At 68.6% G+C, this 20,350-nt stretch carries 18 protein-coding genes and 2 tRNA genes; 13 read left to right on the top strand and 7 right to left on the bottom strand.

Annotated features, from left to right (window positions below; all coding sequences use genetic code 11):
- Positions 1–43: 43 nt before the first annotated feature.
- Together ALI144C_RS41975 and ALI144C_RS41970 are read right to left on the bottom strand one after the other, a co-directional pair.
- Positions 44–1,912, bottom strand: coding sequence for a glycosyltransferase (locus ALI144C_RS41975; RefSeq protein ID WP_076992869.1), 1,869 nt, complete (start codon positions 1,910–1,912; stop codon positions 44–46).
- A gap of 281 nt (positions 1,913–2,193) precedes the next feature.
- Complete coding sequence (locus tag ALI144C_RS41970; RefSeq protein ID WP_441297597.1) at positions 2,194–3,051, bottom strand: class I SAM-dependent methyltransferase; 858 nt, start codon at positions 3,049–3,051, stop codon at positions 2,194–2,196.
- A 438-nt stretch (positions 3,052–3,489) separates the two neighbouring features.
- On the opposite strand from ALI144C_RS41970, the gene ALI144C_RS41965 reads away from it, so the two are divergent.
- From ALI144C_RS41965 to ALI144C_RS41950, 4 genes are all read left to right on the top strand, one after another.
- Positions 3,490–3,561 (top strand) — tRNA-Asn (locus tag ALI144C_RS41965).
- 214 nt (positions 3,562–3,775) lie between these two features.
- Entirely contained in the window at positions 3,776–4,702 is a 927-nt protein-coding gene (locus ALI144C_RS41960) for a M28 family metallopeptidase (protein ID WP_076992868.1), read from the top strand.
- Between the two features lie 141 nt (positions 4,703–4,843).
- On the top strand, positions 4,844–5,416 hold the full coding sequence (locus ALI144C_RS41955) for a GNAT family N-acetyltransferase (protein ID WP_076992867.1): 573 nt from the start codon (positions 4,844–4,846) through the stop codon (positions 5,414–5,416).
- 204 nt (positions 5,417–5,620) lie between these two features.
- Positions 5,621–5,694, top strand: a tRNA-Arg gene (locus ALI144C_RS41950).
- Positions 5,695–5,783: 89 nt separating this feature from the next.
- Here ALI144C_RS41950 and ALI144C_RS41945 read toward each other — a convergent pair.
- Together ALI144C_RS41945 and ALI144C_RS41940 are read right to left on the bottom strand one after the other, a co-directional pair.
- Entirely contained in the window at positions 5,784–7,370 is a 1,587-nt protein-coding gene (locus ALI144C_RS41945) for an ABC transporter permease (RefSeq protein WP_076992866.1), read from the bottom strand.
- Entirely contained in the window at positions 7,367–8,257 is an 891-nt protein-coding gene (locus ALI144C_RS41940; protein WP_076992865.1) for an ABC transporter ATP-binding protein, read from the bottom strand. The genes ALI144C_RS41945 and ALI144C_RS41940 overlap by 4 nt, the downstream gene beginning before the upstream one ends.
- 91 nt (positions 8,258–8,348) lie before the next feature.
- Here ALI144C_RS41940 and ALI144C_RS41935 point away from each other — a divergent pair, with 91 nt between their 5' ends.
- The 6 genes from ALI144C_RS41935 (at position 8,349) to ALI144C_RS41910 (ending at position 14,734) form a co-directional block, all read left to right on the top strand.
- Complete coding sequence (locus ALI144C_RS41935) at positions 8,349–8,858, top strand: GbsR/MarR family transcriptional regulator (RefSeq protein WP_076992864.1); 510 nt, start codon at positions 8,349–8,351, stop codon at positions 8,856–8,858.
- A 20-nt stretch (positions 8,859–8,878) separates the two neighbouring features.
- The gene (locus ALI144C_RS41930) at positions 8,879–10,555 is read left to right on the top strand and encodes a DUF885 domain-containing protein (RefSeq protein WP_076992863.1); all 1,677 of its coding nucleotides are present in this window, start codon (positions 8,879–8,881) and stop codon (positions 10,553–10,555) included.
- A 193-nt stretch (positions 10,556–10,748) separates the two neighbouring features.
- Positions 10,749–11,906: a thioester domain-containing protein gene (locus ALI144C_RS41925; RefSeq protein ID WP_083753882.1), complete on the top strand. Its 1,158-nt coding sequence runs from the start codon at positions 10,749–10,751 to the stop codon at positions 11,904–11,906.
- Positions 11,907–11,969: 63 nt separating this feature from the next.
- Positions 11,970–13,916, top strand: a complete 1,947-nt coding sequence (locus ALI144C_RS41920; RefSeq protein ID WP_237774580.1) for an FUSC family protein — start codon at positions 11,970–11,972, stop codon at positions 13,914–13,916.
- A 33-nt stretch (positions 13,917–13,949) separates the two neighbouring features.
- Positions 13,950–14,144: an antitoxin gene (locus ALI144C_RS41915; protein WP_054287709.1), complete on the top strand. Its 195-nt coding sequence runs from the start codon at positions 13,950–13,952 to the stop codon at positions 14,142–14,144.
- Positions 14,141–14,734 (top strand): putative glycolipid-binding domain-containing protein, encoded by a 594-nt coding sequence (locus tag ALI144C_RS41910; RefSeq protein WP_237774579.1) that lies wholly within the window; start codon positions 14,141–14,143, stop codon positions 14,732–14,734. Before ALI144C_RS41915 ends, ALI144C_RS41910 begins: the two co-directional genes overlap by 4 nt.
- A gap of 19 nt (positions 14,735–14,753) precedes the next feature.
- On the opposite strand, the gene ALI144C_RS41905 is transcribed toward ALI144C_RS41910, so the two are convergent.
- The 3 genes from ALI144C_RS41905 to ALI144C_RS41895 form a co-directional block, all read right to left on the bottom strand.
- Positions 14,754–16,541, bottom strand: a complete 1,788-nt coding sequence (locus tag ALI144C_RS41905; RefSeq protein ID WP_143231187.1) for a fibronectin type III domain-containing protein — start codon at positions 16,539–16,541, stop codon at positions 14,754–14,756.
- A 71-nt stretch (positions 16,542–16,612) separates the two neighbouring features.
- The gene (locus ALI144C_RS41900; RefSeq protein WP_076992859.1) at positions 16,613–17,575 is read right to left on the bottom strand and encodes a prephenate dehydrogenase; all 963 of its coding nucleotides are present in this window, start codon (positions 17,573–17,575) and stop codon (positions 16,613–16,615) included.
- A 15-nt stretch (positions 17,576–17,590) separates the two neighbouring features.
- A complete protein-coding gene (locus ALI144C_RS41895; protein WP_076992858.1) occupies positions 17,591–18,838 on the bottom strand; it encodes a M20 metallopeptidase family protein in 1,248 nt (415 codons plus the stop codon).
- Positions 18,839–18,917: 79 nt separating this feature from the next.
- Here ALI144C_RS41895 and ALI144C_RS41890 point away from each other — a divergent pair, with 79 nt between their 5' ends.
- The 3 genes from ALI144C_RS41890 to ALI144C_RS41880 are packed head-to-tail and all read left to right on the top strand — an operon-like array spanning position 18,918 to position 20,130.
- Positions 18,918–19,406 (top strand): tRNA adenosine deaminase-associated protein, encoded by a 489-nt coding sequence (locus ALI144C_RS41890; RefSeq protein ID WP_076993668.1) that lies wholly within the window; start codon positions 18,918–18,920, stop codon positions 19,404–19,406.
- A gap of 20 nt (positions 19,407–19,426) precedes the next feature.
- Entirely contained in the window at positions 19,427–19,864 is a 438-nt protein-coding gene (locus ALI144C_RS41885) for a nucleoside deaminase (protein WP_076993667.1), read from the top strand.
- A gap of 50 nt (positions 19,865–19,914) precedes the next feature.
- Complete coding sequence (locus ALI144C_RS41880) at positions 19,915–20,130, top strand: CsbD family protein (protein WP_076992857.1); 216 nt, start codon at positions 19,915–19,917, stop codon at positions 20,128–20,130.
- The last annotated feature ends 220 nt before the right edge of the window (positions 20,131–20,350 follow it).

Below are 20,350 nucleotides of genomic sequence, written 5' to 3'. Positions count from 1 at the left end.
CCGGGTCGGACGAATCCGACCCGGCTTTCAGCTGTGGCTGAAATCAGGACTTGAAGAGGCGGTCCCAGTTCTCGCGGGTGGTCAGGTCCCCCATCGCGCCGCGCCACTCCTCGCGGGCGGCAGCGCCTTCCTTGGCCAGGCGGGACAGCGTCTTCGTGCCGCGCTTGGCGAGGTCGACGACCACGTCGCGGTCGAAGTGGCGCACGCGGAACGCGTCCTGCGCCGAGTCCGTGACGATCACCGACTTGAACAGCGACACGTGCCACCACTTCGCGTCGCGGGCCATGATCTGCGCCGCGCCGCCGTTGCGGCCACGCAGGATGTTGAGCACGCGCTTGACCATCACGGCCTTGGGCAGCGACGGGACGCCGGTGTCGTCGATGATCGGCAGCGTCGCGGCCCCGTCGACCTGCAGGTCGGACGGCTGCTTGCGGTGGGTGTCCGGATACTCGTTGCGCAGCTTGCGGATGTTGGCCGCCGCCGCCACACCACCGTCGGTCAGCACCGACGGACCGGTCAGGAAGTCCTCGAGGGCGGTCAGCAGGGTCGCCGCCATGCCGTACTGCATCGACACCAGGTATTCGGCGAGCTGCTTGGCCAGCACCTTCGCCGCGGTCTTGCCGTCGAAGCCGTCGAAGTGCAGCGCGGAGGTGATCAGCGAGTTGCGCAGGCTGAAGTACCGGGCCCAGTCGTCCCAGTCCTTCCACGCGAAGTCCGCGTGCCACACGGCCGCGCCGGGCAGCGTCACCGTCGCGAAGCCGTTGCGGCCCGCGCGGGTGCCGTACTCGATGTCGTCCCACTGGAAGAACATCGGCAGCGGCAGGCCGCAGCGCTCGATCACCTCGGCCGGGATCAGGCAGGACCACCACGCGTTGTACCCGGCCGTCACACGGCGGTGCGGCAACTTCTTGGTCAGGTCCACGTTGTGCAGCGCACCCGCCACCGGCACACCCGGCTTGAGCAGCGCGAGGTCCGTGGTCTCCGCGCCGATGTGCAGGCGGTTCGGGTGGTACAGGTACAGCATCTGGCCGCCGACGATGACCGGGTCCGTCGCGTTGTTGGCGAACGCGCTCATCCGCAGCACCGTCTCCGGCTCCAGCAGCACGTCGTCGTCCATCAGCAGGACGTTCGCGTGCTTGCCGCCCGCGCCGCTGATCTCGAACATGCCACGGGTGAAGCCGCCCGCGCCGCCGAGGTTCGGCTGCCGCAGGTAGCGCAGCTTGCCGTCGTACAGGGCGACGACCTTGTCGAAGTCCTCACGGCTCTGCACCGCGTCGGTGCCCTGGTCGACGACGTACACGTGCTCGAGCGCCGCCAGCAGTTCGGTGTCCTCGCCGAGCGCGCGCATGGTGTTCAGGCAGTCGTCCGCGCGGTTGAACGTGCAGATGACCACCGAGGTCTTGCGGTCACGCAGCGGCTCGCCGATCACCCACCGGCAGTCCTCGATCGTCAGCTCCTCGGCCGTGGTCACGGCCTCGACCCAGATCGAGCCGCCGTCCATGAACCGGTCGAGCGCGACCTTCAGCCGGATCTCCTGCTCGGCGGGCGCGCTGACGTCGGCGGTGGACAGGATCCGGGGCTCGCCCTCGGCGTCCGACGCGTGGATCTCCAGCCGGCCGGTGCCGCGGACGCGGAAGACCGCCTCCAGCTCGCGGATCTGGGTCCAACGCTGCAGGTAACTCGCGGGAAGGCGACCGAAGTACGTGTTCGTGGTCAGCCGGGCGTCCGGTTCGACGACAACGCGGTGCCGCTCCGGGCGGACAGCGCCGACGACGCCCAACGAGTACAGCTCGTTCGGCGCCTGGGGGCTCGGGGATGCGAACCGGATTCGCTGAACCACGCCGCGGATGCTCGATGGGGAGCCGGCTGTCTGCTCCTGCTTGGCCGCCTTCTGCTCCTGCTGGGTCGGCATGCGGTTTCCTGCTCCTCGGATTTCTCTCGTCATGCGGTCCCGGGTGCGTCAGGACCAGTCCGATCTGCGCGGTGACATCGGTGATGCCACCACCTGACTGGGCGGCCGCGCCGCGTCGTCGCGACGCCCGCACCAGCGAGCCGCCTCAGCGGGCGCATTGAGTTGACCTGCTCCATCGCGGCTGTGACGCCGCGTGAGGCCCACAATACGCGGCCCGGGCGCGGCACAAACGAACAGGCCGCGCCCATGAATGAGACGCGGCCTGGGTGCGAATGGTTGACTCAGTGTCGGCCCGGCTTGGTCACCTTCACGATGACCTGCTCGTTGTTCCAGGTGTAGCCCTCGTACGTGAATTCGATCCCGGTCCGCTCCACGTACTCCATCCACGCCTTGTACTCGTGGTTCTGCCAGCCGGGGAAGTTGAAGAACTCGTCGAACAGGATCACGCTGCCCTCGCGCAGCCGCGGTCCGACCAGGTCGAGCACGGTCTTCGCCGAGCTGTAGAGGTCCCCGTCGACGTGCAGGAAGTCCACGACACCGGGGTGCTCGTCGAGGAAGCCGGGCAGCGTGTCGTCGAACCAGCCGACGACCAGCTCGGCGCCGGGCACGTCGGGCAGGCCGTCGACGGTGAAGTGGCCCGCCGGGAAGCCGCTGCGCCAGTCCTCGGGCAGGCCTTCGAACGAGTCGAAGCCATAGACGTCCTCGCCGTCGCCGACGCGGTCGGTGGCGATGATCTTCAGCGTGGTGCCCTGCCAGACGCCGAACTCCAGCGACAACCCACCGCGCGGGGCCAGCGACAGCGCGTGTTCGAGCGTGTCGTGGGCGTGCGGGAAGGCCTGCTTGGCCGGCATGTGCTCGTGCACGAAGCGGGCGCTTTCCTTCGCGGCGGCGTGATCGGCCGCGAACGGGATGTCGCGGCGGTGCCGGATCTCGAACTCCAGCACCCGGTCACGGGTCCGGTCGCCCTGGTGCACGACCTCCGCGCGCAGATCGGTCACCTGCTGCTCGAGGCGAGCGATGTGCTCGGCCTGTTCCCTGTGATAGCGGGCGACCACCTGGTCGACCACGCTGATCGCCTTCTCGCGCATGGCGCGCTTGACGTTCTCCAGGTTGAACAGGTCATTGACTCTCTTCGGCACCCTCGCCTGCTCCTTTCCCGGCCCCCACGTGGGTACGCATCGTAAGGCGTCCGGTGTGCGCCGTGAACCACGGCTGAACAGGATCGCCCCACAGGGGAGCTCGTCGCTGGTATATCCCGAGGTCGCAGCCGGGTTTGCGCCATCCGGGTGACACCTGTTCGTTACCCGCCGTGCCCCGTTTGTCCACAGGGGACGGGCGGCGGGCCCATCCACACCGCGCGCGGCCCCGGCCTGCGGACAGGAGGGAGGTTGTCCACAGGCGGGGCCAGTCATCCACAGGGTTGTCCACAGGTGGAAAACCCTGTTGACCGGCGTGCGACGCTCGAGCCATGACGAATCGCAATCGCATGCACTCCGGTGGTTCCCCGCCGTGACGGTCTGAAAACGTCACCGTAGGCAGGGAGCCGCCCGTCGCGTTGCGACCGGCGGCTTTTGTTTTCCCGCGTGGTGTCAGCGGCAGCACGACCGACTGTTAATCGGTAAGGCCAGGTTCGAACCCTGGCGCGGGAGCGGCCATCGAGTTCGCCCATATCACCTGCGCGCACGGTCCGGCGACCACCCGGGGCTCATATCCTTGGGAAGCCTGGTTCGACACCAGGGTGCGCGACTTCCGGCAAGAGCGAGGGGCCTGACCAACTTCCGGCGGGTACCGCGGCACTCATGCGTGCCCCTGAATAAGACATGCCGTCCCATCCCCTGCAAAACGGCACATTCAGGAGGAAACATGAAACTCCTCGCCTCCCTGCTGCTCGTCGCCGGTGTGGCCGTGACCCCGGTCCAGGCGCAGGCAGTGCAGCCCGCGCCGGACATCCCGGTGGCCAACGTGCAGGCCCACCTGTCCGAGTTCCAGCGGATCGCGACCGCCAACGGCGGCAACCGGGCGCACGGCAGGCCCGGCTACCGCGCGTCACTCGACTACGTCAAGTCCAAGTTGGACGCTGCCGGGTTCACCACGAGGATCCACCAGTTCACCAACGGCGGCGCGGCGGGCTTCAACCTGATCGCCGACTGGCCGCACGGCGACGCCACCAACGTGATCATGGCGGGCGCGCACCTCGACAGCGTCAGCCGCGGTCCCGGCATCAACGACAACGGCTCGGGATCGGCCGGTCTGCTCGAGACCGCGCTGACCGTGTCGCGGCTGAACCTGCGTCCCCCCAAGCAGTTGCGCTTCGGCTGGTGGGGTGCTGAGGAGCTCGGGCTGGTCGGCTCGACCGCGTACGTCAACAGCCTGACCGCCGCGCAGCGCGCCGTGATCAAGGCGTACCTCAACTTCGACATGACCGGTTCGCCGAACCCGGCGTACTTCGTCTACTCGGCGTCCGGTCAGCCCACCGGGTCGAAGGCGATCGAGGACCTGCTCGAAGCCGGGTTCGCGAGCAAGAGCGTGCCGACCGAGCTGACCAGCGTCGGCGGCCGGTCCGACCACGCCGCGTTCGCCCGCGCGGGCATCCCCGTCGGCGGCACGTTCAGCGGTGCCGAGGTCCGCAAGACCGCGGCGCAGGCCCAGAAGTGGGGTGGCCAGGCGAACGTCGCGTTCGACCGCTGCTACCACCAGGCCTGCGACACCATCAGCAACATCAACGCCACGTCGCTCGACCGGCACAGCGACGTGATCGCGTACGCGCTGTGGTCGTTGGCAGGCGCCTGATCCACCGCCACACCGCCCACTGTCCACAGCGGACAGTGGGCGGTGTGCTGTGGTGGACGACTCGATCGCGAGCACCGGCTTCTCTGAACCCGTTGCGCGAACCGCGTGCTCGCCTGAGGCGATCCGTGGTGGACTGATCACATGCTCGCGACCAGGTACTACCTCCAGCAAACCAGTCCCGACCAGGTCAAACCTTCGGCAAAGCCCGACATCGATGTGCGGTTCGTACGGGCGGAGGAGCCGTCACCGGAGTTCAACAGGTACCTCTACACCGCCGTCGGCAGCGACTGGTACTGGGCGCACAACGTGAACTGGGACTACCAGCAGTGGATGGACTGGCTGACCACGCCGGGACACGAGACCTGGGTCCTGTGGGTCCGTGGCACGCCTGCCGGGTACGCCGAACTCACCCGGCGCGACGGCGGCGACGTGGAGATCGAGAACTTCGGCCTGGTGCCGTCGTTCATCGGCCGGGGACTCGGCGGATACCTGCTCACCCGCGTCCTGGAGGCGGCGTGGGCCGTCCCGGGCACGACCAGGGTGTGGCTGCACACCAACACGTTGGACAGCGCGCAGGCGCTGAACAACTACAAGGCCCGTGGCATGACCGTGTACCGGGTCGAGGAACACGTGGAGAAGTCGCAGGCGGACGGTGAACGCTTCGAGCCGTGGCCGGGCGCCAATCGGCCCGCGCCTGTCCGCCCGGCCGAATAATCGTTGGACCACTGCGCGGGAATGCGTCATAGTAATTCTCGTCAAACCGAGAAAGGAGGAAGCGAAAATGAACGCATGGCGTCACAGTGAAGACGACCGCGACATGTGCTTCCGCGCAGGTCAGGACGGCTCTCAGCGCTGAGTGAAAGCACAGCGCGAGAGCCGCCCAATCGGACTTCCGATGAGGCGGCTCTTTTCTTTTCCGTCCTCGTAGCTCAGGTGGACAGAGCGCGGCGCTACGAACGCCGAGGTCCGAGGTTCGAGTCCTCGTGAGGACACTGCCCGGCACGGCGGGTGTGTGGAGCAACATGTGTGGGGTGCTGGTGGGGGCGGGTCCGTGCGTCCGTCCCCACACAAACCGCCCCTGCTAGCCGATGTCCCTGCGCCGGAACCCGGCGAGACCGGCCGCCATCAGCGCGACCGCCACGACAGACAGCCAGACCAGCGGTGCCGCGCTGACATCGCTGAGCAGCTTCGGCACGTGCGTGAACGGCGAGACGTCCATCAGCCACTGCGGCACCCGCAGCATCGGCCCGAGCTGGCCGAGCAACCAGAACACCGTCAACGCCGCCCAGCTGCCGATCACGTACCGCGGCGCCAGACCGAAGAGCGCCATCGCGATCCCGGCGACGACCAGGGTCGCGGGCAACTGCACGAGCGCCGCTTGCATGACGTTGCCGAACTGGCCACCGATGTCGTTCACCGAGATCCCGTACGCCAGGCCCATCGCGGCACCGGCGGCGACGAGCATCACCGCCGCGCCGATCGCCGCGAACACCAAGTGGCTCACCGCCCAACGCCACCGGCTGACGCCCGTCGCCAGCACCGGTTCGGCGCGGACAGCGGTTTCCTCCGACCGCAGCCGCAGCGTCGCCTGCACCGCGTAGATCGACACGACCAACGCGATGATGCCGAGGATCGCCGTCATGAACGCGTCGATCAGCACGGACTGGCCGCCCATCTGCTCGACGATCTCGGCCATCTGCGGGTTGTCCTTCACCAGGTCCGTCGCACTGTTGGCGATCGCACCGAACATCAGGCCCAGCACCAGGAAACCGGCCAGCCAGCCGATCATCGACCCCCGGTGCAGCCGCCACGCCAGCCCGAACGGGCCACTCAGCGACGCACTCGCCGCCGGCGGTCCTGGCCGCGACCGGATCAGACCGGCACCGTGGTCGCGCCCGCTGCCCAGCGCGAACGCCACGCCGGTGAACACGACCGCTACCGCGAGCAGTAGAACCAAGGTCCACCAACGGTTCTCGGCGTACGCGTGGGTCTGCTGCAGCCAGCCGATCGGGGAGATCCAGCTCAGCCACGCCACCGAACTCGCGTCGCCGACCAGCCGCAGTACGAACGCGACCGCGAGCACCAGCGCCGCGATTCCGGTGACCGTCCTGGCGTTCTCGGCCAGCTGCGCGGCGGCGGCCGCGACCGCCGCGAACGCGATTCCCAGTGCGCCGAAGGCGAACCCGGCGAGGAACGACCCGCCGACCGGCAGACCCTGCCCGGCCAGTCCCGCCGAGATCACCAGTGCCACAACGATGTTCGCGCCGCCCGCGACGAGCAGTGCGGCGGTCGTCGGCGCGTGCCTGCCGACCACGGTCGCGCCGATCAGCTCCAGCCGACCGGCTTCCTCGTCCTGACGGGTGTGCCGGTTGACGGTCATGATGCTCATCAGCGTGACCATCAGCGCACCGACGATCGCCAGCCGCCACATGACCACCGCACCGAGCGACGTGTCGTAGACCGTGCCGTAGATCGCGCTCATCGCCGGGTTGCTGCCGATGGTGGCCGCGATCTGTTTGCGTGAGGCGTCGTCGGGGTACAGATCCGCGACCGAGGTCGCGGTCGCGAGCACCAGACCGACGGTGACCAGCATCCAGATCGGCAACCGGACGCGGTCGAGGCGCAGCGCCAACCGGATCAGCGATCCGGTCCCTACCAGGGTGCTCATTTGAGGTCGTCCTCGTAGTGCCGCAGGAACAGCTCCTCCAGCGTCGGTGGCTGGCTGGTCAGCGACCGGACGCCGAACGACGTCAGGTGCCTGAGCGCACCGTCGATCTCCGCCGTGTCCACTTCGAACTGGACGTGGCCGTCGCGGGCCCGCAGGTCGTGCACGCCGGGCAGTTCGGCGAGGCCGGTCGGGGTGGTCGCCAACTCGGCCTGGATCGAGGTCCTGGTCAGGTGCCGCAACTGGGCGAGCGTTCCCGTCTCGACCGTGCGGCCGTTGCGGATGATGCTCACCCGGTCGCACAGCGCCTCGACCTCGGAGAGGATGTGGCTGGACAGCAGCACGGTCCGGTTGCGTTCCTTCTCCTCCTCGATGGATTCGCGGAACATCGCCTCCATCAACGGGTCGAAGCCCGACGTCGGCTCGTCCAGCACGAGCAGTTCCACGTCCGACGACAGGGCCGCGACGAGCGCGACCTTCTGCCGGTTGCCCTTCGAGTACGTGCGCCCCTTCTTGGTCGGATCGAGTTCGAAGCGCTCGAGCAGCACGGCTTTGCGCTTCGGGTCAAGGCCGCCCCGCAGCCTGCCCAGCAGGTCGATGACCTCGCCGCCGGACAGGTTCGGCCAGAGTGTGACGTCGCCGGGCACGTAGGCCAGGCGGCGGTGCAGTTCGGCGGCCTGCCCCCAGGGATCGCCGCCGAGCAGCTGGGTGGTGCCGGAATCGGCACGCAACAGACCCAGCAGAACACGGATGGTGGTCGACTTGCCCGCGCCGTTCGGGCCAAGGAAGCCGTGCACCTCCCCCTCGCTCACGGTCAGGTCGAGACCGTCGAGCGCGCGCGTCCGGCCGAACGTCTTCACCAGGCCGGACACGGATATCGCGTGTGTCATGGCCCGAAGTTACACTTACTTCACAAAATCATGAAGTTAAGAAAGCGTATAAAGTTACCTGTAGCAACCAACTCCGGGAGAGGATGACGCGGTGAGCGAGGTGCAGGAGACGCAGCGGGATCAAGCCGCCATCCTTCGGTTCATCGAGCGGTATGCCGGACACCTGGCCGACGCGGGCATGCAACGCATGGCCGCCCGGGTGTTCGTCGCCCTGTTGTGTCAGGACTCCGGACGGATGACAGCGACGGACATGGCCGAGTCACTCCAGGTCAGCCCGGCGGCGATCTCCGGAGCCGTGCGCTACCTCACCCAGGCCAACATGGTCGAACGGGAGCGCGAGCCCGGTTCGCGCCGCGACTACTACGTGGTCAAGGACGACCTCTGGTACGACGTGATCACCCGTCGTGAGCAACTGATCCACCGCTGGGAGTCGACCATGCGCGAGGGCATGGACCTGCTCGGCGAGAACACGCCCGCCGGGATGCGCTGGAAGGAGACGCTGGAGTTCTACGCCTTCCTGCACGAGCGCCTGCCGGACGTGATGCTGGAGTGGCGGGAACGACGGGCGGAGCTGCACCGCAAGTGGGGACTCGGCGACTAGCAACGACTAGTTTCGACGGTATGACAACCCCTTCGAGCCAGGCCGACGCACTGGCGGACGAACTGATCCGGCTGGGCTTCGACCGTGAGCCGATCGGCGCATCGCTGCACGGCATCCCTGGCTACGACGCGCTGATCGGCGACCCGTCCGCCGCGGCGGACGAGACCACCCGCGGGCAGGCCGCCGACATCGCCGCCCGCGCGGACGCCGTCGACCGGGCGTCGGTGGACCCGTCCGACGCGATCACCCTGGCCGTCGTGTCCCAGCAGGCGCAGGCCACGGTCGACCGGATCGACTCGAAGATGGCCGAGTACACGATCACCGACCTGTTCGTCGCCCCGGCCGCCGGTCTGCTGACGATGTTGCCGATGACGGCACTGCCGACCGAGCAGAAGGCCACGGACTACCTGACCAGGCTGCGTGCCCTGCCGGGATACCTGGCGGAGTGCGCGAACCGGCACCGCGAAGGCGTCGCCGCCGGTCGTGTCCCGGTCGCACACCTGGTGGGGTCGGCCGTCGCACACCTCGACCGCTACCTCGACGGCTCCGCCGAGAACGACGCGCTGCGCAGGCCGCAGCCGCCTGCCGAGGTGGTCGAGTCGTTCACAGCCGAGCGCGACCGGATCCTCGACGAGGTCGTCCGGCCCGCGTTCGCCGAGTACCGCGCGGTGCTGGCCGACGAGATCGCACCGCACGGCCGTCCCGACGACAAGCCGGGGCTGACCTGGCTGCCCGACGGCGACCAGCTCTACGCCCGGTTGTCGCGGGTGCACACCACCACCGGCCGTTCGGCCGACGAGTTGCACCGGACCGGGCTCGACCTGATCGGCGCGCTGGCCGAGGAGTTCGCCGAGATCGGGTCGAGGGTGTTCGGCACGAAGGACGTCCAGGAGATCTTCTCGCGGCTGCGCGAGGATCCGGCGCTGCGCTGGAGCTCGGAAGAGGAAATGATCTCGTCGGCTCGGACGGCTATCGAACGCGCCGAGGCGGAGGCGCCGAAATGGTTCGGCCGGCTGCCGTCGCACAGTTGCAAGGTCGAGCCCGTGCCGCCCGCGGAAGCGCCCGGCGCCCCCATGGCCTATTACATGCCGCCGTCGTTGGACGGCCAGCGAGCCGGTACCTATTTCACCAACACATATCAGCCGGGTGAACGCTACAAACACATCTCCGAGGTCACGGCGTACCACGAAGCCGTGCCGGGGCACCACTTCCAGCTGACCATCGCGGGCGAGCTCGACGGCCTGCCGCTGCTGCGCCGTCTGGCGGACGTGAACTCGTACGTCGAGGGCTGGGGGCTGTACTGCGAACGGCTGGCCGAGGAGATGGGGTTGTACTCCGGCGACGTGGCCAGGCTGGGCATGCTGGCGCTGGACGCCACCCGCGCCGGGCGGCTCGTCGTGGACACCGGGCTGCACGCCAAGGGCTGGTCACGGCAGCAGGCGATCGACTACATGGTCGAGAACGTGCCCATGCCGCGGCTGGAGATCGTCAACGAGGTGGACCGCTACATCGCCTACCCCGGCCAGGCGCTGTCGTACATGGTCGGCAGGCTGGAGATCCAGCGTGTCCGGGCGGCCGCGGAAAAGGCGCTGGGTTCCCGGTTCGACATCCGGACGTTCCACGATCTCGTCATCGGCAGCGGGCCGCTCCCGCTCACTGTCCTTGACCAGGTCGTCACCGAATGGGCGGCGCGGTAAACACAACCCGGTATCACACCGCCTTTACACCCTGGATAGAGTCACGCCGCTGATCGGTAGATGTACACCAGGTGGTCGATCATGACACCCGTTAGAGGGACCCAGGGTGAGCGTGTGTCATGCAGACCGCGAGAACGTCCACGGGGTAGCTGGGGCACTAACCGAAAATGAGGGAGCACCAAACGTGAGTCGGGTGAACAAGCTGCGTATCGGCGCCGCTCTCGCAGGAGTGACCGTCACGGCCTTGCTGGCGTCGGTGACACCCGCTGCGGCGACGGGTTCGGTCACGGGCAGGATCGACACGGGCGCGGACACCAAGGGCCCCTTGGTGATGATGGACGACATGGAGGTCGTCACCAAGCTCATCGGCCTCAAGCTCGATGGCGACAAGGGTGACAGGCTCAAGACCTACTGCGTCGACATCGCGCAGGCCATCGACGAGCAGGGCCCTGGCTACGTCGAGGCCGACTGGAACAAGCACCCCAAGCGCGACTCGTTCTTCCACAAGAACTCGGCCAAGATCAACTGGGTGCTGAACAACGGCTTCCCGCAGATCAAGGTCGGCGACCTCGCCACGAAGGTCGGCGGTCAGTTCACCGACGGGCTCAGCGAGGCCGAGGCCATCGCCGGAACACAGGCCGCGGTCTGGCACTTCAGCGACAACCGCAAGCTCAAGGACGTGCTGGACCCGAAGGACCCCAAGAAGCACGCGAAGGCCGACAAGAAGGACGTCTTCGCCGTCTACGACTACCTGGTCAAGAACGTCGGCAACGGCCTGCCGACCGAGCCGAAGCCGGTGCTCAAGCTCGAGCCGAACAAGCTCAGCGGCAAGCCGGGCGCGCTCGTCGGCCCGTTCGTCGTCACCACGTCGGCCAGCGGCGTGACCATCGCGGCCAAGCTGCCCGAGGGCGTCATCTTCAGCGACAAGGACGGCAAGGAACTGCCGAAGGCCGACGTCGCCGCGAAGATCCAGCAGCTGGACAAGTACGAGTTCTACCTGAAGGTGCCCGCCTCGCTGGCCACCGGCAAGGTCGAGTTCACCGTGTCCGGTGACACCGAGTTCTCGCTCGGCCGCCTGTTCATCTCCAAGGACGAGAAGAAGAAGTCGCAGTCGCTGATCCTGGCGAAGTCCGAGAAGGTCCGGCTGTCGGCCCCGGGTGCCGCGGAGTGGGGCGGCACCGCGCCGACCACCGCGCCGACCACCGACACCCCCGCGCCGCAGGCCAAGAACGACGACAACGAGCTCGCCAACACCGGTGCGTCGATCCTGACGCCGCTGATCATCGGTGTCGTGCTCGTCGGTGGTGGTGTGGGTGCGCTGATCTTCCAGCGCCGCCGTCGCCGCGCGTGATCTAGGCAGCAGTACCGGCCCCGGTGGAGTAGCCACCGGGGCCGGTTTTGTTTAGATGGTCTTGTGCCCAAGTCGAATGTGGATGGCAAACCCGTCGCCGCTCCACATTGGCTCGTGCAGCTCGTCCGGCCGTCCACCCTGCCGGTGCCGTGGCGGCGGATCGCCAGGGCGGCGGTGGCGATCACCGGGCCGATCGCGATCGGGCTGGCGCTCGGCAGGCTCGACATCGGCGTGATCGTCTCGATGGGCGCGCTGTGCTCGACCCTCGCCGACGCGGACGGGCCGTACCGCTACCGGGCGCGGCGGATCGGCTGGGCCGCCTTCGCGGGTGCGATCGGGTTCTTCTTCGGCAGCCTCGCCGGTGGGCACGGCTGGTGGTCGGCCGCGGTCATCGTCGGCATCGCCGGGATCTCCGCGTTGATCAGCGCGAGCGGCAACATCGCCTCGCTGGCGGCCCTGCAGTTGCTGGTGTTCGCCGCCCTTGGCGCGGGACAACCGAGAGACACCGTCATAGCCACGCTGTGGTTCCTCGCCGGCGCGGCCATGGTGTGGCTGCTGGCGCTGGCCGCGTGGCCGTTCAAGGCGACAGGCCCGGAACGGGCCGCGGTCGCCGAGGTCTACGACGAGATGGCCGTGATGCTAGCGGCGTCGGGAACGGCAGGCGCCCGCGAGGCGAGGCGTGACCTCACCGCAGCCCTCAACAGCGCCTACGACGCGCTCCTGACGGCCCGTTCGCGCCTGTCCGGGCGGGACATGGCGTACCGCAGGCTGATGACACTCCTGGCCGACACCACGCCGGTCGTGGAGGCGAGCGTGGCGCTGGTGAACGTCGGACGCCAGCCACCGGCCGAAGTCGTCATGCACATGACCGCGGTCGCCGAGGCGATCCGCCTGGACCACCGGCTGCCCCAGGCACCGGAGTTCGAAGAAGCCACCCGCGGCCTCGCCGCGCTGCGTGCCGGGCTGGAAGGCCTGTCGTCGCCGAGCGGCAAACGCGACCACCGCGACCCCGAGGACCACGTCCCGTTCCGTCAACGGCTGGAAACGGTCTTCATGGGCCGGGTCGCGTGGTCACACGCGTTGCGCCTGATGCTGTGCATGGCGATGGCGGAGTTCCTCGGCTGGGTGTTCAAGCTCGAATACCCGTACTGGGTCGCGTTGACGGTCGCGATCGTGCTCAAGCCGGACTTCGGCTCGGTGTTCGGCCGCGCGGTTCTCCGCGGTCTCGGCACGTTGCTCGGTGTCCTGCTCGGCGCGGTCGTGCTGGCGTTCGACCCACGCGGCTGGGTGCTCGTGCTGCTGGTCGCGGTGATCGCAGGCGCGTTGCCGTACGGACGTGACCGCAACTACGGCATGTTCTCCACGTTCGTCACGCCGCTCGTGATCGTCCAAATCGACCTGGCGCACGCCAACGACTGGGGGCTGGTCGCGGCCAGGCTCGTCGACACCGCACTGGGCTGCGCGATCGTGCTCGTCTTCGGCTACCTGCTGTGGCCGGGCAGCCTGCGGCCCCGAGTCGGCACGCAGTTGCTGAGCACATTGGAGTCGCTCAGCGCCTACATCGAGCACGGCCTGTCCGGTTCGGACAACCGCGTCAAGTTGCGCAGGGACACGTACCGGGAACTGTCCGACCTGCGCAACGCCTTCCAGCAGGCCGTCGTCGAGCCGTCCGCGGCGGGCCTGCAGGCAGCGGCGTGGTGGCCGGTGATCGTGACGCTCGAACGCGCCGCCGACGCGGTGACCGGCCTCGCCGTCGGGATCCAGCGCGGCGCCGAGCCGATCACGGCCGAGGCGATCGAGACGCTGACCGACGCGGTGGCGGAGGCTGTCGCGTCCATCAAGGAGGAACGTCCCCCGCAGCGGATGCCGATGCCGGACGTCGACCGGCTGTCGCGCCTGGTCACCGAGCTGGTCTCGGTGCTGGCCACGTTGCGCGGACCGGACTGGTACACCCGGACGGGTGGGCAGATCGTCCGGCGGCTGCTGCAGCCGGTGCGCCGGGTCGGATAGCCTGCGGAGCGGGCCTGTAAAGGGAGATGAAACATGGGAATCAACTTCGACGAGCTCAAGAACAAGGCGCAGGACCTGGTCAAGGAGCACGGCGACAAGATCGAGGACGGCGTCGAGAAGGTCGGCGAGTTCGCCAAGAAGAAGTTCGGGCACGAGGACAAGGTCGACTCGGTGGTCGACAAGATCCAGGACATGATTCCGGACAAGCCCAAGCAGGACAACGCGTGACGACAACCCTCACGCGCAAGCCGACGATCATGACCTGGCAGGGCATCGACTCCGCCAGGCTGGAGTCCGTCCGGCTCCTCGTCGCCGACAACCGCTTACGGGCGTCCGGGCGCCTGATCGCCGCGGCGACGACCGACACCGAGGCCTACAGCGCCTCCTACGAGGCCGCGACCGACCAGTACGGCGGGTTCCACCGGCTGCTGATCAGGGCGACGACGGCCGAGGAGGAGCGCCAGATCTCGGTCAACCGCACCGAGGACGGCACCTGGCTGGTCGACCGGGGCCAGGGTACCGAGCGCTCGGCGTGCGGCGGCGCGCTCGAGGTGGACGTCGCGGGATCGGTGCTGTTCAACTCGCTGCCGATCCGCAGGCTCGGCCTGCACCGCGAATCCGGGCGGCACGAGCTGCCGGTCGTGTACGTGTCACTGCCGGACCTGTCGGTCCGGGTCTCCCAGCAGACGTACACCACGGTGTCCGTCGGCGACGAGAGCTCGGTGATCACCTACACCCACGAGGCGTTCACCACGGACATGACCGTGGACAGCACCGGGTTCGTGACGGAGTGCCCGCCGTTGGTGCGCCGGGTCTGAGCACGGGGTCTGCGCGGGACTAACCAGGGACCGACCACGTCGCCGACGCGTAGCCGGGAGCGACGTTCGGGTCGGTGCTGAAGGCTTTCACCTCGAGGTTGTGCGGCCCCGATGCGAACGCGCCGCTGTTGAGCGCGATCCGCCACCGACCGGCGACGCCGGGGCCGTCGACCGCGGTCGGGATGCCCGCGACGCGTTGGGTGTCGACGAAGATCTCCAGCCCGGCGAGCCCGGCCTGCGTCTCGGAGCCGGTCGCGGCGACCTCCAGCACGACCCGGCCGCGGGCGACGAACCGGTTGTCCTTGATCGCCTGGCCGGCGGCGTCGAGGAAGGTCGTGTTCAGCGTGGCGAGGGTCAGCGGCGGGCGGGTGGCCGGGGCCGTGGCCGGGTCGGCCTGCTCCGGCGACGGCCTGCCTGCCGGGTCGGGGATCAGTTCGAGGTCGGCGTGCTGCACGACCGGTGAGACGGTCGGCGTGACGCCGCGGACGGTGATCCGCAGTTCCTTGCGGTCACCGGACAACACGAGGGCGTCGGCAGGCAGGTCGGCGACGATCGGGAACCGGAAACTCGGTGCGAAGACGTGCCCGTCGACGGCGGGCCGGGCCGGGAACACCCGCCCGGCGACCTCGACCGTGAACGGTGTCATCGGCTCGCGGAGCGTCGTGCGGACCGTCAGCCGCAGCTGACCGCCGAGCACACCCTTCATCAGCTCGGTCTTCGGGTCCTTGCTCGGGTTGGTCGCGGTGATCCGCGGCGGCGGCACGAACGCGGGTGTGTCCGCGCTGGACAGCCCGATCGCGTCGATCCCGACGTAGCTCAACCCGTTGGGCGGTCCGACGAACTCGAACATGGGCGTCGCCGACGTCCACGGCGGCACGTACGTGCTGCTCGCGATCCTGGCGCCGTTGCGCCACAACGACAGGCCGTCGGTGCGGAGGACGAGCTCCCAGCGGGAACTGACACTGGTCCGGCGCGCGATGGCTACCGGCTCGGCACCGGGCAGCGTGACCGACTCCGGCGTGATCTTCACCCGCAGCGTCCCCGGCGGCAGCGAGGTGTCGATCAGGTCGGCCGGTCCTGGCACCAGGTCGAGCAGCAGCTGGCCGTCCCGCGCCGGGTAGTCGGTCTCGATCATCATCCGGCCGAGTTCGCCGCCGTTGTCCTTGAGCTGCAACGGAGTGCGTGACCGCAGCGCCACGGACTCGCTGCCGCACGCGGCGCTGATCACCAGCCTGCGGTTGTCGTCGCCGACGCCACGGGACATCCGGGCGCACGCCGCGTTGTTCGCCAGGCGCCAGCGCGCCGGATCGGGCACGAGTGTGCCGTCGAAGTGGTCGACCAGTGCGTACCGGCTTTCGTCGGGACGGGTGGTCGACGGCCGTTCCCGCGCGCTCGACGGTTCCGACCGTTGGCCGAAGGAATCGACTGCGCGCACGTCGACCTGGTAGTCGACGCCCTCTTCGAGGCCGTCGAACTGGATGGCGTTGTCGGCGACCAAATGGTTGCGCACGACGCCACCCTCGCCGCGCAACTGCACGTCGTAACCTGGCGCCGAGGCGGCCCAGGTCGCCTGTAATCGGTGCGGACCGGCGATGACCACCAAGCCGTGTGGTTTCTCCGGTCGCGAGCCGGGTTTCGGCGGCAGCGCGCTGTCCCCGGCGAAATCCTTGACCGTGGTCTGGACCGGCGGTGGCGGCAGTTCGCCGTTGGTCCGCGTGTCCGAATTGCGCAGCGCGATCACGGCACCCACGACCACGACAAGCCCCCCGACCGCGTAACCGGTCCGGCGTAACAAACGACGCTCCACCCACTCAAGCTAGGGGGGAATGTGCCGTGGTTCACACTTTCGTTGCCTGGTCGATACCGAATTCCGCCGAGCTACGCGGTCACCGCGAACGTCCCGTCGAGGCCGGTGACCCGTCCGCCGCCCGCGCCGAGCGAGAGCAACTCCGCGCGGACGTCGGGCCCGGTCAGGTCGATCCGGCCGGGTGTGCGGGGCGCGTCGCGGTGGTCCTGCAACGCCTGCCAACCCTGGTGTCCGGCTTCCACTGTCGCCCGGAGCGAACCCGTCGACGCCAATGCCCCGCGCGCCGCGCCGAGCCTGCCCAGCGCGTCGTCCACGGCGTCCAGCAACGGCCCTCGGTTGCCTTCACACATCGCGCGGACCAACTCCGGGCGTGTCCCGGCGACGCGGGTGCCGTCGGAGTACGAGCCCGCGGCCAAAGCGAGCGCAAGGTTCCCGCCGTCGGCGCCCACGGCGGCGAGCACGGCGGCCAGCAGGTGCGGCAGATGCGAGATCCGCGCGACCGCGTCGTCATGCCCGGCCGCGCTCGCGGGCACGATCCGCGCACCGCAGTCCAGGACGAGTTGCGCCACGTCACGCCACGCGGCCAGATCGGTTTCGTCCTCGACGGTCAACACCCAGGACGCGTTCTCGAACAATCCCGCGGACCCGGCCGCCCAACCGGAAGCGGTCGTGCCCGCCATCGGGTGCCCACCGACGTAACGGGCACGGGAAGCGGTCTGCCGGACAGCCATCTCGACGGGCGCCTTCACGCTCACCACATCGGTCAGCACACATTCCGGCGCGTGGGTGGCGACGGCCGTCAGCGTCTTGTCCACCGCGGGCAAGGGAACCGCGATCGCGACGATCGCGTCGCGCTCCCTCGCCAGCCGCAGCGCGCCATCCACTCCGGACTCGACGGTGAACCCGTCCACTGTGGCGGCTTGGGCATCCACAGAGGACGTGGTGAATCCCCAGACCTGTCTGCCCGATTCACGCGCCGCGCGCAGCAGTGAACCACCGATGAGCCCTAGTCCGATCACGCACACTGGCCGCACAGATCACATCCTGCCCTATCGCAGCGTGTCCAAGGCAAACGCGGCGTACATCGCTACTCCGTTGGCCAGCGCGGACTCGTCGAAATGGACACGGTTGGAGTGGTTCGGGTCGGCGTCGGCGGGCTCGACCCCCGGCGGGCACGCACCGATGAACGCGAACGCGCCGGGAACTTTCTGCAGCACGTAGGAGAAGTCCTCCGCGCCCATCATCGGAGCGGGCATCGGTTCGGCGTACCGCTGACCGAGAACCGCGCCGGCCAGATCGACCACGTGCGGCCCGATCTCGCCGTCGTTGACCGTCACCGGGTAGCCCTGGCCGAGGTCGACCTCGGCGCGGCAGCCGTAGGCCGCGGCGATCTGGTGGCAGAGCTTGGGCAGTTCCTCCCGCATGGTGGCCCTGCTGGCCTCCGACAGCGACCGGAAGGTGCCTTCGAGTTCGGCCGACTCCGGGATGATGTTCCACGTGGTGCCCGCGGTGATCCGCCCAACGGTGACCACGACCGGCTCGAACACGCTGATCCGCCTGGTCACCAAGGTCTGTAGCGCCCCGACCATGGCAGCGGCGGCTGGTACCGGGTCCAATGCGTCGTGCGGGATCGCACCGTGCCCGCCGCGGCCGATCACCCGGACGGTGAACTGGTCGGCGGCGGCCAGCATCGGTCCCGCCTTGCTGCGGACCACACCGGACGCGCCCGTCGCGGTGATGTGCAGGGCGAACGCCCGCTCGATCGGACGTCCGCCCGCGTCCAGCACGCCTTCCTCGATCATGTACCTGGCGCCGTGGTAGCCCTCCTCACCGGGCTGGAACATGAAAACCACTCGCCCGGCCAACGCGTCCTTGCGGCTGCACAGCAGTCGCGCGGCCGACACGAGCATCGCGGTGTGCGTGTCGTGGCCGCACGCGTGCATCGAACCGTCTACTTCGGAGGCGTACGACAGACCGCTGTCCTCCTGGAGGGGGAGGGCGTCCATATCGCCACGCAACAGCACGGTCGGGCCCGGCCGTGCCCCGTTGAGCACTGCGGTGACCGAACTGCACGACTTGCCAGTCATCACGTGCAGGCCGAGACCGTCGAGCGCCTGCATCACCGCCGCCTGGGTCTTCGGCAGGTTCAGGCCCTGCTCGGGGTGCATGTGGATTTTGCGTCGCAACGCCACCGTGCGTGGTTGCAGTGCACGGGCCGCTTCGACAAGGCCGCTGAACCTCGGGTCGGTAGCCAGCTCGGAAACGGACGGTGACTGGGTCGAACGTGAGGCGTTCATGTTCTCGATAGTGACATCGTGGGCGCGCCGATGGGTGCTGGTTCTTCCGGGTGAACGCCAACCGGAATACGGTGTGCACATGTCTCTCCAGGAGCCAGTCGCCGGCTTCGCGGTAGCGGTCGTCCGGGAGGACGGCAAGTGGCGGTGCGACTCCATGGGCGCCGACGCCCTGCGCGAACTCGACTCAGCCATCACCGAACTGCGCAAACTCCGCTCGCCCGGCGCGGTCTTCGGCATGCTGGCCGTCGACGACGAGTTCTTCCTGCTGCTCAGGCCGAGCCCCGGTGGTATGTCGCTGTTGTTGTCGGACGCGGCCGCCGCGTTGGACTACGACGTCGCGGCGGATGCCCTCGACCTGCTGCGCGTGGATCCACCCGACGAGGAGGACGACGAGCTGTGGCCGGAGGGCTCGTTGGACATCCTCGCCGACCTGGGCCTGCCCGCGCCCGAACTGCAGGTGATCACCGGCGAGGTCGACCTGTACCCCGACCAGCAGCTGCAGATGATCGCCCAGCGCTGCGGCTTCGCGGGGGAGTTCAACGCGTTGCTCGACCGCATCCAGCAGTGACGGTTCCCGACGAGCGACTGATGGCGTCCGCGCTGGTCGTGGCGGCGGAAGCCACCAGAACCGGCGACGTGCCCATCGGCGCGATCGTGGTGGGCCCGTCGGGAGAAGAGCTGGCACGGGCCTGCAACGCACGGGAAGCCCTCGGCGACCCCACGGCGCACGCGGAGATCCTCGCCCTGCGCGCAGCAGCCCACGAGCTGGGCGACAGCTGGCGCCTGACCGGCTGCACGCTGGTGGTGACGGTGGAGCCATGCACCATGTGCGCGGGCGCGTTGGTGCTGGCCAGGATCACGCGGGTGGTGTTCGGCGCATGGGAGCCGAAGACCGGCGCGGCGGGCTCGCTGTGGGACGTGATCAGGGACAGGCGGCTCAACCACCGGCCGGAAGTGGTCGGCGGAGTGCTGGAGCAGCAAGCCGCGGACCTCATGGCGGAGTTCTTCAGAACACAACGAATGTGACACAGATCACATAACGGTGTGTGTCGCGGTTGGACGGGCACTCCATAGGCATGAGTGGCTTCGACAAGATGAAGGACAAGGCCGAACAGCTGATCGGCAAGGGCAAGGAAAAGCTCGGCCAGTCGACCGACAACGAGGACATGGAAGCGGCAGGCAAGCGCGACCAGCTCAAAGGCGAGGTCAAGGAAACCGGGCACGACGTCCGCGACAGGGCAGCAGGCGCGGTGAAGGACGCAAAGGACGCGCTCAACAACGACAAGAGGTGACCCGGCCCACCCCGGAACGCGGCGACGATCTGCCGCCCGACCGGGGCAACAGCGACCGGACGCGAAAACGCCCGGCGGACCACTTGGGGTCTGCCGGGCGTTCTTGCTGGTGACAGCGTCCCGCGCCCAGCGCTGGTCCGGAAGGAGCTCGCACCGTGGGGGGTTTGGGGGGCTCGGCCCCCCGAAATGAGTCCAGCCGACGAGGTCACGTTCTCCGTGG

Source organism: Actinosynnema sp. ALI-1.44 (assembly GCF_001984155.1).
Lineage (GTDB): Bacteria > Actinomycetota > Actinomycetes > Mycobacteriales > Pseudonocardiaceae > Kibdelosporangium.
This window is presented reverse-complemented; position numbering and strand designations above follow the sequence as displayed.

What these genes read in the sequence shown, in the direction of transcription:
- ALI144C_RS41975 (WP_076992869.1), bottom strand. Translation starts at nt 1,912, where the DNA reads ATGCCGACCCAGCAGGAGCAGAAGGCGGCCAAGCAGGAGCAGACAGCC.
- ALI144C_RS41960 (WP_076992868.1), top strand. Translation starts at nt 3,776, where the DNA reads ATGAAACTCCTCGCCTCCCTGCTGCTCGTCGCCGGTGTGGCCGTGACC.
- ALI144C_RS41955 (WP_076992867.1), top strand. Translation starts at nt 4,844, where the DNA reads ATGCTCGCGACCAGGTACTACCTCCAGCAAACCAGTCCCGACCAGGTC.
- ALI144C_RS41945 (WP_076992866.1), bottom strand. Translation starts at nt 7,370, where the DNA reads ATGAGCACCCTGGTAGGGACCGGATCGCTGATCCGGTTGGCGCTGCGC.
- ALI144C_RS41940 (WP_076992865.1), bottom strand. Translation starts at nt 8,257, where the DNA reads ATGACACACGCGATATCCGTGTCCGGCCTGGTGAAGACGTTCGGCCGG.
- ALI144C_RS41930 (WP_076992863.1), top strand. Translation starts at nt 8,879, where the DNA reads ATGACAACCCCTTCGAGCCAGGCCGACGCACTGGCGGACGAACTGATC.
- ALI144C_RS41915 (WP_054287709.1), top strand. Translation starts at nt 13,950, where the DNA reads ATGGGAATCAACTTCGACGAGCTCAAGAACAAGGCGCAGGACCTGGTC.
- ALI144C_RS41895 (WP_076992858.1), bottom strand. Translation starts at nt 18,838, where the DNA reads ATGAACGCCTCACGTTCGACCCAGTCACCGTCCGTTTCCGAGCTGGCT.
- ALI144C_RS41890 (WP_076993668.1), top strand. Translation starts at nt 18,918, where the DNA reads ATGTCTCTCCAGGAGCCAGTCGCCGGCTTCGCGGTAGCGGTCGTCCGG.
- ALI144C_RS41885 (WP_076993667.1), top strand. Translation starts at nt 19,427, where the DNA reads ATGGCGTCCGCGCTGGTCGTGGCGGCGGAAGCCACCAGAACCGGCGAC.
- ALI144C_RS41880 (WP_076992857.1), top strand. Translation starts at nt 19,915, where the DNA reads ATGAGTGGCTTCGACAAGATGAAGGACAAGGCCGAACAGCTGATCGGC.